This window comes from Sporosarcina sp. P7 (assembly GCF_002743425.1).
Taxonomy (GTDB): Bacteria; Bacillota; Bacilli; order Bacillales_A; family Planococcaceae; genus Sporosarcina.
In genome coordinates, this window is record NZ_PDZF01000002.1 from 170,506 (window position 1) to 186,598 (window position 16,093).

General features: G+C 40.1%; 13 protein-coding genes. 9 read left to right on the plus strand and 4 right to left on the minus strand.

Annotated elements, in window-relative coordinates:
- Nucleotides 1-210: 210 nt before the first annotated feature.
- Nucleotides 211-1,053 (plus strand): KPN_02809 family neutral zinc metallopeptidase, encoded by an 843-nt coding sequence (ypfJ, locus tag CSV60_RS03455; protein ID WP_099635984.1) that lies wholly within the window; start codon nucleotides 211-213, stop codon nucleotides 1,051-1,053.
- Between the two features lie 43 nt (nucleotides 1,054-1,096).
- On the opposite strand, the gene CSV60_RS03460 is transcribed toward ypfJ, so the two are convergent.
- From CSV60_RS03460 to CSV60_RS03470, 3 genes are all read right to left on the minus strand, one after another.
- Nucleotides 1,097-2,377, minus strand: coding sequence for an L-lactate MFS transporter (locus tag CSV60_RS03460; protein WP_099631002.1), 1,281 nt, complete (start codon nucleotides 2,375-2,377; stop codon nucleotides 1,097-1,099).
- A 205-nt stretch (nucleotides 2,378-2,582) separates the two neighbouring features.
- Nucleotides 2,583-3,398: a formate dehydrogenase accessory sulfurtransferase FdhD gene (fdhD, locus tag CSV60_RS03465; protein WP_099631003.1), complete on the minus strand. Its 816-nt coding sequence runs from the start codon at nucleotides 3,396-3,398 to the stop codon at nucleotides 2,583-2,585.
- Between the two features lie 14 nt (nucleotides 3,399-3,412).
- The gene (locus tag CSV60_RS03470) at nucleotides 3,413-3,754 is read right to left on the minus strand and encodes a Na-translocating system protein MpsC family protein (RefSeq protein ID WP_099631004.1); all 342 of its coding nucleotides are present in this window, start codon (nucleotides 3,752-3,754) and stop codon (nucleotides 3,413-3,415) included.
- 261 nt (nucleotides 3,755-4,015) lie between these two features.
- On the opposite strand from CSV60_RS03470, the gene fdhF reads away from it, so the two are divergent.
- The 3 genes from fdhF to purU all read left to right on the plus strand — a co-directional run bounded on the left by fdhF (nucleotide 4,016) and on the right by purU (nucleotide 8,474).
- A complete protein-coding gene (gene fdhF, locus CSV60_RS03475; RefSeq protein WP_099635985.1) occupies nucleotides 4,016-6,940 on the plus strand; it encodes a formate dehydrogenase subunit alpha in 2,925 nt (974 codons plus the stop codon).
- A gap of 18 nt (nucleotides 6,941-6,958) precedes the next feature.
- Nucleotides 6,959-7,447, plus strand: a complete 489-nt coding sequence (locus CSV60_RS03480; protein ID WP_099631006.1) for a helical membrane plugin domain-containing protein — start codon at nucleotides 6,959-6,961, stop codon at nucleotides 7,445-7,447.
- Nucleotides 7,448-7,565: 118 nt separating this feature from the next.
- Entirely contained in the window at nucleotides 7,566-8,474 is a 909-nt protein-coding gene (gene purU / locus CSV60_RS03485) for a formyltetrahydrofolate deformylase (RefSeq protein ID WP_099631007.1), read from the plus strand.
- A 38-nt stretch (nucleotides 8,475-8,512) separates the two neighbouring features.
- Here purU and CSV60_RS03490 read toward each other — a convergent pair whose 3' ends face one another.
- The gene (locus CSV60_RS03490; protein ID WP_099635986.1) at nucleotides 8,513-9,376 is read right to left on the minus strand and encodes a YitT family protein; all 864 of its coding nucleotides are present in this window, start codon (nucleotides 9,374-9,376) and stop codon (nucleotides 8,513-8,515) included.
- A gap of 160 nt (nucleotides 9,377-9,536) precedes the next feature.
- On the opposite strand from CSV60_RS03490, the gene CSV60_RS03495 reads away from it, so the two are divergent.
- The 5 genes from CSV60_RS03495 to CSV60_RS03515 all read left to right on the plus strand — a co-directional run bounded on the left by CSV60_RS03495 (nucleotide 9,537) and on the right by CSV60_RS03515 (nucleotide 16,090).
- Complete coding sequence (locus CSV60_RS03495) at nucleotides 9,537-11,435, plus strand: PrkA family serine protein kinase (protein ID WP_369803158.1); 1,899 nt, start codon at nucleotides 9,537-9,539, stop codon at nucleotides 11,433-11,435.
- Between the two features lie 368 nt (nucleotides 11,436-11,803).
- Nucleotides 11,804-12,964: a sporulation protein YhbH gene (gene yhbH, locus CSV60_RS03500; RefSeq protein WP_099635987.1), complete on the plus strand. Its 1,161-nt coding sequence runs from the start codon at nucleotides 11,804-11,806 to the stop codon at nucleotides 12,962-12,964.
- A complete protein-coding gene (locus tag CSV60_RS03505; protein WP_099631011.1) occupies nucleotides 12,961-14,352 on the plus strand; it encodes a SpoVR family protein in 1,392 nt (463 codons plus the stop codon). Before yhbH ends, CSV60_RS03505 begins: the two co-directional genes overlap by 4 nt.
- Before the next feature lie 165 nt (nucleotides 14,353-14,517).
- Complete coding sequence (locus CSV60_RS03510; RefSeq protein WP_099635988.1) at nucleotides 14,518-15,321, plus strand: amino acid ABC transporter substrate-binding protein; 804 nt, start codon at nucleotides 14,518-14,520, stop codon at nucleotides 15,319-15,321.
- Nucleotides 15,322-15,430: 109 nt separating this feature from the next.
- The gene (locus CSV60_RS03515; RefSeq protein ID WP_099635989.1) at nucleotides 15,431-16,090 is read left to right on the plus strand and encodes an amino acid ABC transporter permease; all 660 of its coding nucleotides are present in this window, start codon (nucleotides 15,431-15,433) and stop codon (nucleotides 16,088-16,090) included.
- Nucleotides 16,091-16,093: the final 3 nt, after the last annotated feature.

The following is a 16,093-nucleotide window of genomic DNA, read 5'->3' on the forward strand; positions in this document are numbered from 1 at the left end:
ACTCCTTCATTAGTTTACAACTCTAAAGTAAAGTATATATGAAAAATCATACATGGGGAATAGCTAACTGCCAATTCGCAACAATTCGTCCAATCAATTAAGAGGGTTGTCTTGTTTGTTTCGGTGAGAAATAGGGTAAATTGAAGTCAAGTAGCTACTACATAGTGATGTAAAGTTCAGCTCACATAAAGCCGAAACGAGGGAGAGAGTATGAAAACAGATGGACGCAGAAAAAGTTCAAATGTAGAGGATCGAAGAGGAAGGAGTGGCGGAGGCGGTGCGATTGCATTAGGCGGGGGTGGTCTTGGAATTGTTGGTATTATATTATTTCTCATTTTGGGTGGAAATCCAACAGACTTATTAGATAATAGTTCAGCAGTCCCTGAACAACCATACGTGGAAACTGCACAAGATAAAGAATTGGCGGATTTTGTTTCGGTTGTGCTTGCAGATACAGAAGATATTTGGTCGGAGTTATTCGCTCAACAAGGAATTCAATATGAGAACCCTAAGTTAGTTCTTTATTCAGGACAAGTGGATACAGCTTGTGGCTACGGAAGTGCAGCTGCAGGGCCATTTTATTGCCCGGGTGATCAAAAACTGTATATTGACTTAGCATTTTATAATGAATTACAGAGTTCATTTAAAGCACCCGGTGATTTTGCCATGGCCTATGTAGTAGCCCATGAAGTAGGGCACCATGTGCAAACGCTCCTTGGAATTTCAGATCAAGTGATGCCGCTACGTCAAAAAATGAGTGAAAAGGAATTTAATAAATATTTAGTAAGATTTGAATTGCAAGCAGATTATTTTGCGGGAGTCTGGGCACATCATGCAAAAGGACGAGGATACTTGGAGCAAGGAGATTTACAGGAAGCAATTACTGCCGCGAGTGCGGTTGGTGACGATACGATTCAAAAACGCGCGAGAGGGTATGTTGTTCCAGAGAGTTTCACACACGGTACAGCAAAACAACGAATGTACTGGTTCGAACGGGGTTTTGAATTAGGCACTATTGAGGGTGGAGACACCTTTAATCAAACGGAAAAATAAATCTCGCGAACGTCATTCCTTTCGAAGTGACGTTCGCGAGTTTTTATTTTGTTGCGGCTATAGCGGGTTCAACTGGCATAATTCCTTCTCTTTCATTGCGTAGTCTTTTAATATCCACTCGAATGAGTAAGGAAATTAGTAGAGCCACTGCGAACAAGCCGGCGAAAAATAATAAGCTGCTTTCGTAACTGCCTGTTGTATCTTTCATCCATGCAGCAAACATCGGTCCAGCCACTCCAGCCGCAGACCATGCAGTTAAAATATAACCGTGGATGGCCCCAAGTTGTCTCGTTCCAAAAATATCACCAATATATGCCGGGATAGAGGCGAACCCCCCTCCGTAGCATGTATAGATCACGGCTAGAATCACTTGGAATATAATTGCGTTCGTGGTGAATGGTAAAATGGCAAATAGGACAAGTTGAATGACAAAGAACGTGGTATACGTATTGGGACGACCGATATAATCCGAAATCGCAGCCCAGCCAAGTCTGCCGGCCCCGTTAAAGATGCCTAGCACACCAACTAATGCGGCTGCCTGAATAGTCGTCATGCCAATACTATCAATCGCCATTGGTTTGGCAGCCGAGAGAATGGCGATACCGCAAGTCACATTAATAAACAACATTAGCCATAAATAATAAAAGCGTTTTGTTTTAACTGCTTGATTTGCTGTTAACTGAGAAAGATCTTCTTTAACTTCCGTTTTACCTAAACGAACTTTTTCAATAAATCCAGGCGGTGCCCATCCTTCTTCTGGTTTTTCTAGATACAGGGAAGAAAGTAACATAATTAAGAAGTACGATACACCGAGAATATAAAAAGTGTTCTGTAATCCGACATTGCTGATCAAGTATTCCATGATCGGACTACTGATGGCTGCAGCAAACCCAAATCCCATGATGGCCAGTCCCGTAGCGAGCCCCCTGCGATCAGGGAACCATTTGACGAGTGTAGAAACGGGTGCAATATAGCCTACCCCTAAGCCAATTCCGCCTAGCATACCGTAAAAAATATACAGCAACGGTAATGAAGACATTCCTACCGCGAGTCCGGAACCTGTCACGCCCACTCCGAAGAACACAGCTGCAAGTAACCCTGCTTTTCTTGGACCATATTTCTCTACAAAATGGCCTAAAAAAGCAGCTGATAAACCAAGAAATAAAATAGCTATACTAAACGTCAGCTGTACTTGGCTTGTGGTCCATCCAAATTCTTCAATGAGTGGATTAGTGAAGTTACTCCAGGCATAAACAGATCCGATAGAAATGTGAATACCTACTGCAGATAACGCGATCAGCCATCTGTTCTTCGTTTTTCTCATTCGTAGTCCTCCTTTTAACAATATTCTTCCACAGCTCCAATTCCAGTAACAAAAATTTGTCTAATCGGTATTGTAAAAGAATAGTTGACACACTACCTGGTCATAAAATTACAATAAAAGGAATATAATTAAACAATTACTGGAATGTAAGAAGTGATTAAGGAGTATAATATTAGTAATTCACAAAATTGTCAATATTACATTTTCATGGAATCGAAAAAAGATTAGTGGTATCCATGACGATTCTTTCAGGATGTGTGTACACATTAAAAGATCTTCCACGAATGAATCCAACCGTCGTTATTCCTAAATCGTCAGCTAAACTCAAAGCTAATTCAGTAGGTGCAGACTTTGATAATACAATTTCACAACCAATTTTAGCGACTTTAAGTAATATTTCGGAGGAGATTCGTCCGCTGAACACAATGATTTTATCTCGCACAGAAATATCGTTCCTCAGACAGTGTCCATAAATTTTATCTAACGCATTATGGCGGCCGATATCCATACGGGATAATAATAATTGATCTGGAGCGCACAAAGCAGCATTGTGTACACCACCAGTATGGCGGAACATTTCTGCCTGTTCTTCCAATTGATTCATCAAGGAAAATATTTGTGCAGGTATCAGTTGAACAGAAATACTATCCATCTTTTTCGCTGTCAGTGCATCATTTGCAAAGATATAGCCTTGTCTGCTCATGCCGCAACAAGATGTGATATACCGTTTATTCTGCAATTGTTCAAAGAAAGGGTAGACTTTATCCGTATCGATGTAAATGAAGCCATTTTCAAGATCAAGTCGAATATCTTTGATTTGTTCCCACTTAGGTACGATTCCTTCTGAAGCCAAGAAGCCCACAGTCATATCCTCAATATATTCCGGAGTACATACGATCGTCGCAAATTCTTTGTGGTTTAGTTTAATTGTGATTGCATATTCAACAGCGACCTGATCTGCTTTTTCAAAAACTTTTCCATCCTGAAATCGAATAATGGATCGTTGTTGTTGCTGTTTCATAATCTTTTCTCCCTTCAGTCAATCGATCGATCGAATAAAAATACTGAAACTGCAATATCATCATCAATTTTAAAATCGCTGAATAAATGCAGAAACTTCGCCTCGACTAATTCTTCCAATGCTACAGGTGGTTCTTTTGCATATACTGCCTGAATCATGCTAGTTCGTGCACGATGCACCATCTCTTTTCCCTCTGGCGTTCCCGCTATGAACTTTTCAGTGGGAGTCAAATTACCATAGAGAGTAGAAACCACCATATTATCTATAAATATTGTATGAATTCGTTCGGGACCTTTTCCGAATAAGTCTTTTCGTAATTTACGGATGATATCATTAAATTCATGAACTTTCTTCATAGGGCACTTCCTCTTTTCGTTTGCAGAATAGTCAAATTGTTTTAATGTGGTCATTGTATTATACGCTTTATTACTTTATACTAAATACATAATAGATGGAAATCTAGTATGTGATTGCTAGATGTTCATCAACCTACATGTAATAGTAAGTATGGATTGGTTCTTTAGCAAGTCCTGTTAAGAAACTATTCCACCATAGAAAATACCGTCTTAACGGTTTTTTTATGGTGGATTTTTTTATTTGAGAAGGAGGACGCCTGTATGTCAATTTCAATCAATAATAAGATGTATAATTTCGAACCAGGGTCGACGCTCATTCAAATCATCAATGCAAATAAGATTGAGCACCCTCAAATATGTTATTTGCCGGAAGTCGATCCGATACAAACGTGTGATACGTGCATCGTCGAAGTGAATGGCCAATTAACACGTGCTTGTTCAACACAAGCCGTCGACGGCATGGATGTCAAATTAGCGTCTCCGCGTGCAAAGGAAGCGCAGACGGAAGCAATGGATCGGATATTAGAAAATCATTTACTATATTGTACGGTTTGCGATAACAATAATGGAAACTGTAAAGTACATAATACCGTGGCACTTTTGGAAGTGGAAGAACAAAAATATCCCTACGAACCGAAATGTTCAAAAGATGCGGTGGATTTCACACATCCGTTCTATCGTTACGATCCAAATCAATGTATCGCATGCGGACAGTGCGTGGAAGTATGTCAAAACTTACAAGTAAATGAGACACTTTCAATCGACTGGGAACGGGATCGTCCGATTGTTCTATGGGATGGCGGTGCGAAGATTAATGATTCTTCTTGCGTAGGCTGCGGTCATTGTATTACGGTTTGTCCATGCAATGCCTTGATGGAAAAAACGATGCTAGGTGAAGCTGGATTTATGACGAAGATGAGTGACGAGTTGATGGAGCCTATGATTGATTTGATTAAGGATGTAGAACCAGGTTATAGCAGTATCATGGCGATTTCCGATGTTGAATCCGCGATGAGAGAATCCACAATCAATAAAACCAAAACAGTCTGCACATTTTGTGGAGTAGGTTGTTCTTTCGAAGTCTGGACGAAAGATCGTACGATATTAAAAATTCAACCGGTTTCCGAGGCACCTGTCAACCAGATTTCTACTTGTGTCAAAGGGAAGTTCGGTTGGGATTTCGTGAACAGTGAAGAACGCATTACAACGCCTCTTATTCGTAAAGGTGACGATTTTGTTGAAGCATCATGGCAAGAAGCGTTAGATCTAGTCGCGAAAAATCTAGGTCAAATCCGTGACGAGCATGGCAAAGATGGAATTGGTGTCATCTCCTCATCCAAAATTACCAATGAAGAGAACTATGTCATTCAAAAATTTGCTCGACAAGTGTTCGGTACAAATAACGTGGACAATTGTTCCCGCTATTGCCAGTCACCTGCGACAGATGGGTTATTCCGTACAGTTGGAATGGGTGGTGACGCTGGAACTATTAAAGATATTGCTGAAGCAGGATTGGTCATCATTGTAGGTGCCAATCCTGCAGAAGGTCATCCCGTTCTCGCGACGCGTGTAAAGCGCGCACATAAGCTACACGGTCAAAAGTTAATCGTAGCTGATCTCAGAAAGCATGAAATGGCTGAACGTGCAGATATCTTTATGACACCACAACAAGGAACCGATCAAGTATGGCTTATGGCAGTGACCAAATACTTAATCGACCAAGGTTGGCATGATCAGCAGTTTATTGAGGAAAATGTCCTTCATTTTGATGACTTTAATGAAGTATTGAAACGCTATACACTCGAATATGCAGAACAAGTAACAGGCGTTTCAAAAGAAGTATTGATTCAAACAGCTGAAATGATTCGTGATGCGGATGGTACATGTATCTTATGGGGAATGGGAGTTACACAAAATACAGGAGGTTCAGACACTTCAGCTGCCATATCCAATTTATTACTGGCATCAGGAAATTACCGCCGTCCAGGCGCTGGTGCTTATCCGTTACGTGGTCATAACAACGTACAAGGTGCATGCGATATGGGAAGTTTGCCGGGGTGGTTGCCTGGCTATCAACATATTACAGACGATGCCGCACGCGAAAAATTTGAACGCGCTTATGGTGTAGAGATAGAGGGTAAGCCGGGTCTTGATAATATTCAAATGCTTCATTCGATTGATGATGGGGTTATGAAGGGGATGTATATTGTAGGGGAAGATATGGCACTAGTGGACTCGAATGCAAACTATGTACATGATGTACTGTCGAAGCTCGATTTCCTTGTTGTCCAAGATATTTTCTTCTCACGTACAGCACAATACGCAGACGTCATTTTACCTGCAGTGCCTTCACTTGAAAAAGATGGTACATTTACAAATACAGAACGTCGTGTTCAACGACTTTATAAGGCATTACCGAATAAAGGTGACTCCCGTCAAGATTGGTGGATCATCCAAGAAGTTGCAAATCGCTTAGGCGCTGATTGGAATTACACACACCCAGGGGACATCTTTGCTGAGATGGCAAGTTTGAGTCCTATTTTCAAAGAAGCTTCTTACGACATGTTGGAAGGTTGGGGTAGTTTCCTTTGGGGAAGTCTAGAGGGGGTTAGTACGCCACTTCTTTATACAGACGGCTTTAATTTCCCAGATAAGAAAGCTCGCTTTGCATTATCGGATTGGGTTGAACCAGTAAAATTCCCTGAAGAGTTTGATCTTCATATCAATAATGGTCGTATGCTTGAACATTTCCATGAAGGAAATATGACGAACAAATCAGATGGTATTCAAGAGAAAGTTCCCAATATATTTGTAGAGATTTCTCCTGAATTAGCAAAAGAACGTGGTGTAGTCACAGGTACTTATGTAAGACTCATTTCTCCATATGGTGCGTTGAAACTGCCCGCACTTGTCACGGACAGAGTACGAAAAAATGAATTATTCTTACCGATGAACTCAGTAGAGAAGCAATCTGCAATCAATTTCCTAACAGGGCCTGCTACAGATGAACGCACGAATACACCGGCTTACAAGCAGACAAAGGTTCGCATGGAAGTACTTGAAAAGCAAGGGGATAATCCACTACCTAAGAGTAACCACCGTGATAAGAAACGTCATCCGCAAAACGGTGTAGAAGTGGAGCGGAAGTGGAATCGACCAGGATATGTCCAATTAACAGATCAATGATTAGTGAGGTGAAGATCAATGGCGGCACCCATAACTTCGATTAAAAGAAAAGAACGATCCGAACTGGAAATACAGCAAGATAAGTTGGATGAACTGCAGAAAAAAATTGCTGAACAGGAAGAGTCTTTGCAGAAAATTATGGAGATCACGGGTGAGTTGCATAAGATTGGTGCGTTAGACGCACTACAAGCAATGCTTCATTCAAAGGAAAAGATTACAGGCATAGCGTTAGAACAAGTATCAAGAGAACCTGTTACAAACATGCTCAATAATTTAATGGCGGGTGCAGGAATTCTGACGGCATTAGATCCAGCTACAATTCAGCAACTCTCAAAAAGTGTTCAAAACGGATTATCTGAAGCTGAGCAAGCAAATGAAGAAGGTCAGAAAACAGGTGTTTTACAACTGATGAAATCCATTAACGATCCTGATATCAATCGGGCGTTAACATTCGGTATGAACTTCCTAAAAGGGATGGGCAGAGGTTTAGAAAAACCAGTGGAATAAGATTTTTGCGAAAAGCGTCACTTTGCTTCATACTGTATTAGAAGAGTTCACCCGATCCCTGGCCATTCTGGCTGGGGAACTTATTCTTTCAGTAACATTATTTGTAGGAGATGAAAACATGTCAGCCCAAAGTAAAATTGCAACACATTTAGAAGAACAATCAACAGCACAGAAAAACATCGGTAGACTGCTTATACAATGCCCCGATAAACCAGGAATTGTATCCGCAGTCTCAACATTTTTGCTGCAATACGAAGCCAATATCGTAGAATCTAGCCAATACTCAACGGATCCGGAGGGTGGCACGTTCTATCTACGTATCGCCTTCCATTTAGACAATTTATTGGATAAAAAAGAAGAAATAGAAGAGGATTTCAAGTACATTGCGAAACAACATGAGATGGACTATCGCTTTTCATACGCAGTGGAACTAAAGCGAACGGCCATTTTCGTTTCCAAAGAACCGTATTGTTTAATGGAATTACTATGGGAATGGCAGAATGGTGATTTAAATACTGATATCGTTGTAGTGATCAGTAACCATGAAGATGCGCGCGGAATGGTTGAAGCACTTGGTATACCTTTCCATTACATCCCGGCGAACAAGGACATACGTCAAGATGTAGAGAGACAGCAAGTGAAGTTAATGGAAGAATACGACGTAGATGTACTCGTGTTAGCACGCTATATGCAAATACTTACACCTGAATTCGTCCGTCACTTCCCGAATCAGATTATCAATATCCATCATTCCTTCTTACCAGCCTTCATCGGTGCACGTCCTTATGAAAGAGCATTTGGACGCGGTGTAAAACTGATTGGGGCAACGTCACATTATGTAACGAATGACTTAGATGAAGGTCCAATCATTGAACAAGATATCGAGCGTGTGGATCACCGGGACGATATTGTTCAATTGAAGAAGATTGGCCGCACTATCGAACGACGTGTTCTTGCGCGTGCAGTAAAGTGGCATCTTGAAGATCGAGTAATTGTAGAGAACAATAAAACCATTGTCTTCCATTAAGAGACACGAAACCGCCACTTGAATGAGTGGCGGTTTCTTTAATGTATAGGTGATTTGAAGGTCGCTCCATGCGTTTCATGTGTATTCATGATGGTCAGAAAAGCATTAGGGTCTATATCAGTAGTGATTTGTTTAAGCTTGGAAATTTCTAGCCTTGTCACGACTACATAGATCACGTCTTTTTCATTGTCTGTATAGCCGCCGCGACCGTGCAACATGGTAACGCTGCGGCCGAGTCGCAGACGAATCGCCTCCTTAAGCTCATGGTATTCATCGGAAATAATAAAGACAGCCTTGGTTTCGTCTAAGCCTTGGATCACAATGTCGATCGCTTTTGAAGCGATATAGTATGTAATGATCGAGTACATCGCTTTTTCTGGTCCGAGTACAAAGCCTGCCCATCCAAATATGAAGAGGTTGAAGAACATCACGAATTCCCCAACACTGTAGGGGATTTTTTTTGTAAGTAAAATGCCGAGAATCTCCGTTCCGTCAAGCGCCCCGCCATTCCGTATGATGGTTCCGACACCCGCCCCTAGCAATAATCCTCCAAAGACTGTAGCTAACAGTGAGTCTGTTACAAATGGACCTAGAGTTTTAAGTGGGAATTCCACAATGGCAAGCAAAGCAATCGAATAGGAAGAGGAGAAGAAGAAGTTCTTGCCGATATGTTTATACCCGAAAAATAAGAAGGGCAAGTTTAAGATCAAAATCAAAATCCCAAAAGGTACTCCAGAGATGAAATTCAATATGAGTGCGATGCCGATGATGCCACCGTCAATTACGGAGTTAGGGATTAAAAATAAATCTAACGCAACTGCTGTAATTACGACACCAATTGAGATGAATAAGTAGCGTCTAAGTATATGTCCTACAGTTTCCTTTTTATGTTGTTTGCTCATAAAACTCCCCTTTTTCAAACGTGTTTATTCTATCTTAACGGAATTTTAAAAAAGAAAGTAGTGGCAATATAAGCTTTTCAATTTTTCTTCCAATGTACGTGATGAATCTTTTACACTTCATGAACATAAGATAATACATCATAGCCTAATTGGAGGAGATATGTTGGATATCATTCGTCAGTTGCATAATTATCGCAAAGAAGAAAATCAGTTGAAGTGGGAAGGTACATTTTTGGAATATCTGGAATTAATAAAAGAGCGGAAAGAAGTTGCACAGACCGCTCATTCTCGTATTTATGAAATGATAAAAAGTGCAGGAATTGAAAAAAGAGACGGCAAGAAAATTTATAATTTCTTTGATGAAGAGTTATTTGGTCTGGAAGAGTCTATCGAACGTTTAGTAGAAGAATATTTTCATCCAGCAGCAAAGCGTTTGGATGTAAAGAAGCGTGTATTGTTATTGATGGGACCTGTTAGTGGTGGTAAATCTACTATTGTGACGATGTTAAAACGTGGGCTAGAAGCCTATTCTCGAACGGATGAAGGAGCGGTTTATGCTATTAAGGGGTGTCCGATGCATGAAGACCCTTTACACTTGATTCCGGAATCTTTAAGGAAGTCATTTTTTGAAGAGTATGGTATACGAATCGAAGGTAGTTTATCTCCTTTAAATCAATTGCGACTGGAAGAAGAATTTGAAGGTAAAATTGAAAATGTACTAGTGGAACGCATTCTGTTCTCGGAAGATCGCCGTGTTGGGATTGGAACATTTACACCATCCGATCCGAAGTCACAAGACATTGCTGATTTAACCGGAAGTATAGACTTCTCCACAATTGCTGAATATGGTTCAGAGTCAGATCCACGTGCGTACCGATTTGATGGGGAATTGAATAAAGCGAATCGTGGCATGATGGAATTCCAAGAGATGCTGAAACTCGATGAAAAGTTTCTTTGGCATTTATTATCCTTAACACAAGAAGGAAACTTTAAAGCAGGAAGGTTTGCGCTGATTAGTGCAGATGAACTAATCGTTGCTCATACTAATGAAACGGAATATCGTTCATTTATTAGTAATAAAAAGAACGAAGCACTTCATTCAAGATTAATCGTCATTCCTGTTCCATACAATCTGAAAGTAAGTGCGGAAGAAAAGATCTATGAAAAAATGATTCGTGACAGTGATATGGCTCACGTCCACATTGCGCCGCATGCATTGCGAGTGGCTGCTATTTTTTCTGTTTTGACACGTTTGAAAGCGTCGAAAAAACAAGGCATCGATCGATTAAAGAAATTGCGCCTGTATGATGGACAGAATGTTGAAGGGTTTAACGATGCAGATGCGGAAGAACTGAAGAACGAATTTATAGATGAAGGTATGGACGGAATCGATCCACGCTACGTCATCAATCGTATTTCTTCAGCGATTATCCGAAAAGAAGTCCCAAGTATCAATGCACTAGACGTATTACGTGCGTTAAAAGATGGCTTCGATCAACACGCCTCCATTTCAAGTGAGGACCGTGACACGTATATGAATTATATTTCAATGGCGCGTAAAGAGTATGACGAAATCGCGAAAAAAGAAGTTCAGAAAGCTTTTGTTTATTCTTATGAAGAGTCTGCAAAAACTTTAATGGATAATTACTTGGATAACGTCGAAGCATACTGCAATAAAAATAAACTACGCGACACGCTGACGGGAGAGGAAATTAACCCTGATGAAAAGTTGATGCGTTCGTTAGAAGAGCAGATAGGAATTTCGGAAAATGCGAAAAAGGCATTCCGTGAAGAAATCCTTATTCGTATCTCCGCATACGCTAGAAAACACCAGCGCTTCGACTACCGTTCCCATGACCGCTTGCGTGAAGCAATTCAGAAAAAATTATTCACCGATCTAAAGGACGTCGTGAAGATTACTACAACATCTACTACACCCGACGAGACACAATTGAAGAAGATGAATGAAGTCGTAGCGCGCCTAGTAGACGAACATGGCTACAATTCCGTCTCAGCAAACGATCTTCTGCGTTACGTTGGAAGTTTGTTAAATCGGTAAGCCGATTAGGAAATATGAATAGAATTAATGTCTACGTTGGGGTTGCAACTACAGCTTGAAAAGCTTGCCGCTCGGCGTAATGACTTAAACTAGTCATCATAGGTAGTGTGTATTTTTGTTGTGACTATACTTATTTCAAGTCATGTCTAAGTTCAAGTCGGAAAACGAACACAAGCCTAGCTTTAATACACGTCAATAAATTATTACCCAAATCCACTGCCTAAGTCTAATTCCAGCTAGTGAATCTTGAATTCAGAGACCTCAATACACGAGGTCTCTTTTTAGTTTTGTTGCCGTTTTGTAAATATTCAATCAGCTGCCGCATATGATAAGGAAACAAATTGTTCGAGAGATAGGCGGGGATACGAGTGGAAGAAAACCAGAAAAGTCGATTCGTTGTCACTGAAGAAAATTGGTCTCTCCATCGCAAAGGCCACCAAGATCAGCAACGCCACCTAGATAAAATAAATGAAGTACTAAAAAGTAACTTACCTGACTTAATCAGTGAAGAGAACATTATACTATCAAATGGAAAAGACATGGTCAAAATACCAATTCGCTCATTAGATGAATTTAAAATTCGCTACAACCACGACAAGTCCAAGCATGTTGGTCAAGGTGATGGCGACAGTGCGGTAGGGGACGTAGTGGCGCAAGGAGAAAAGAAAGCACAGCCAGGTGAAGGAAAAGAAGCGGGTGATCAACCAGGGCAAGATATCTATGAAACAGAGGTCTCGATAGAAGAGTTGGAAGAGATGTTCTTTAAAGAATTGGAGCTACCGGACTTAGAGCAGAAAGAACAATCGGTAACAACGCTTGAAGACATTGATTTCACAGACATTCGTAAAAAAGGATTAATCGGTAATATTGATAAAAAACGAACATTGTTATCTGCCATTAAACGTAATGCGATAAATGGGAAAGCTGAGGTCGCACCGATTCTGGAAGACGATCTACGATTTAAAACATGGAATCCCGTAGAGAAACCACAGTCTAAAGCGGTTGTCATCGCCATGATGGACACGAGTGGTTCAATGGGCAAATTTGAGAAATATATGGCACGAAGTTTCTTCTTTTGGATGACGAAGTTTTTACGGACAAAGTATGAGACGGTAGAAATCGAATTCATTGCGCACCATACGGAAGCGAAAGTAGTATCTGAGGAAAATTTCTTCAACAAAGGGGAAAGTGGCGGAACCAGATGTTCATCAGCTTATAGTAAAGCATTGGAAGTTATTAAAGAATTTTATCCACCCACTAGTTATAATATCTATCCTGTCCACTTTTCGGACGGGGAAAATATGACAAGTGACAATAAGAAATGTTTGGAACACGTGGATGAATTATTGGCGATATCGAATATGTTTGGTTATGCCGAAGTCAATGAGCATCGTAGAATGTCCACGTTGATGTCCGCGTATAAATCAATTGAACATCCCAAATTCAATTATTATATTTTGCAAAAAAACCGCGATGTCTACTATGCGCTCAAGAAGTTCTTCGAAAAGCGAACGGAGGGATTACGCTGACTGATCAACAGGCATTATATTATGCAATAGATGAGATCACGGAGATTGCCAGTGGATTTGGACTCGACTTTTATCCGATGAGGTATGAGATTTGTCCAGCAGATATACTGTATACATTTGGTGCCTATGGAATGCCTACGCGTTTTACACATTGGAGTTTTGGTAAGCAATTCCATAAGATGAAGTTGCAATATGATATCGGATTAAGCAAGATATATGAGCTCGTTATCAATTCAAATCCGTGTTACGCATTTTTATTGAATACGAATAGTTTAATTCAAAATAAATTAATCATTGCGCATGTATTGGCGCATTGTGATTTCTTCAAAAATAATACCTATTTTTCAAAAACGCGTAAAGACATGGTTGAAAGCATGGCAGCTACAGCCGAACGAATTGCGGACTATGAAGTACGCTATGGTAAGAAATGTGTGGAAACATTTCTTGACGCGGTATTAGCCATTCAAGAACATGTGGATCCAAGTATGATGCGGGACATCATTCCGTCATCTTTTATTGACCAACAACCCCGAAGAAGCGCATATGAAGATTTATGGGACCTTGATCAACGGAAAATACCTGGACAACAAGCGATTGAAATGCACAAAAAGAATCCGAAAGAACCAGAAAAAGACATCCTATTATTTATTCTTGAAAACAGTCGTAATCTAACGGAATGGCAAGCGGACATTCTGACGATGTTACGTGAAGAGATGCTTTATTTTTGGCCACAGTTGGAAACGAAAATCATGAATGAAGGTTGGGCATCTTATTGGCATCAAACGATTCTTCGACAAATGGATTTAACGCCTTCAGAGACAATTGAGTTCGCAAAACTTAATGCTAGTGTTCTGCAGCCTTCCAAGACTTCAATTAATCCATATTACCTCGGTGTCAAAATATATGAAGATATAGAGAAACGGTACGATATACTAGCTAAGGAAGCTACTTCACGTGGTGAAGAGATGGTGACGGGACGCGAAAAAATATTTGAAGCGCGTGAAATTGAAAATGACACATCGTTCATTCGAAATTATTTGACCGATGACCTAATTAAACAAGAAGATCTGTACGTGTTTCAAAAGCAGGAAGACCAATACAAAATCTCTGATAAACAGACCGATGCTGTTCGGAATCAACTAATTGGACAGAGAGTGAACGGTGGCTTTCCTTATATAGTAGTAGACGATGGAGATTATATGCGAAATGGGGAATTGTATCTTGTTCACCGCTATGAAGACACTGAACTTGATCTCCCGTACTTGGAACATGTTTTACCGCATATTCATCAACTGTGGGGACGTATCGTGCATATCGAAACAATACTTGAGAACAAACCTTTGGTCTTTTCATACGATGGGCACAAAGTGTTTAGGAGAAGTAAATAACAAAAAAATAGACACAGATTATTCGTAGACTGAAGATAACTCCAGACATATGGAGATTACCTTCAGTTTTTTCATTTTACTACTTTTCATTTCGTGCATCTAATGTTATTTTTATAGTATACTAACTCATTAACGTACTAAAGAATTAAGAAAAGAGGAAAAATAATGAAAAAGACAACCATTGCTTTATTATTTGCAGCATTATTCCTACTGCTGGCTGGATGTTCGGGCAAGTCGTCTGAGGGGGGCAAATCACCCGCGGATGCAGATAACAAAGAAACGAAAGAAATTATCATCGGTGTAGATGACAAATTTGCACCTATGGGATTCCGTGACGATAAAAATAATTTAGTAGGTTTCGATATTGACATGGCAACAGCAGCGGCTGAGCATATGGGTGCTACTGCAAAATTCCAGCCTATTGACTGGAAAACGAAGGAAACAGAACTTAGCAGTGGAAGAATCGATTTAATTTGGAACGGCTATACCATCACAAAAGAACGTCAAGAAAAAGTATTATTCACGAAGCCTTATTTGGATAATAATCAAGTCGTTGTGACGTTAGTAGATTCTGATGTGAAAACAATTGAAGACCTAGATGGAAAAACTGTAGGTGTCCAAGCATTATCATCTGCCGGACCAGCATTAGAAAGTCACCCAATCCACGAAAAAATAAAAAACATCACAGAATTTGCAGACAATGTTCTAGCGTTAACAGATTTGAAAACAGGTCGTCTAGATGCAGTAGTACTTGATGAAGTCGTCATTGATTACTATATGACAACTGAAGAAGGGGTCTTTACGAAACTTGACGGATCATTGGCAGTGGAAGAATATGGCGTTGGAGTGAAGAAAGGCAATGAAGAATTGCTTGAAAATCTTCAAAAAGCATTGGATACGATGAATGAAGATGGTACTTCAGCTGAAATCTCCACAAAATGGTTCGGAGAAGACAAAGTTCTTCGTTGAGTTGTAGAATAAGTTATGTCAACGGAAGTTGCATTTGCGACTTCCGTTGGTATGCGTATTGTAAGAGAAGTACATAAAATCTTGAATGGTTTTTTGGAGGAATTAACTAATGAGTTATGAATATTTTATGTCTATGCTGATTCCTATGTTGGAAGGAGCGAAAGCGACTGTACTATTATTTGTAATAGCGATCGTCTTATCTATTCCACTCGGATTCTTGCTGACACTTGCCGTAAGAAGTAGTATTAAACCAATTTCTTATTTGGCGCAGACTTTTATATACGTCATGCGTGGGACTCCTTTGTTATTACAGCTATTGTTCTTTGTATTTGGTTTACCACTTCTGCCGGTAATTGGTGAGTATTTAGTTCTTGATCGTTTTGTAGCAGCTACACTAGCGTTCATTTTGAACTATTCAGCGTACTTTGCTGAAATATTCCGAGGTGGTTTGATCTCCATTGATAAAGGGCAATACGAAGCTTCGCAAGTACTTGGATTATCGAAATGGCAAACGACTGTGCGCGTCATCCTACCACAGATGTTTCGTGTAACGCTACCACCTATTGCAAATGAATCGGTATCGTTAGTAAAGGATACGGCGCTATTATATGCGGTAGCAGTTCCAGAACTTCTACACTATGCGCAAACAGTCGTAAACAGAGACTTCACAATCATACCGTTCTTCATTGCAGCTGGGATCTACCTGCTGATTGCATTCGGATTGACTATAGTCTTCAAGTATTTAGAAAGAAAGCTGCAATACGAATGAGGA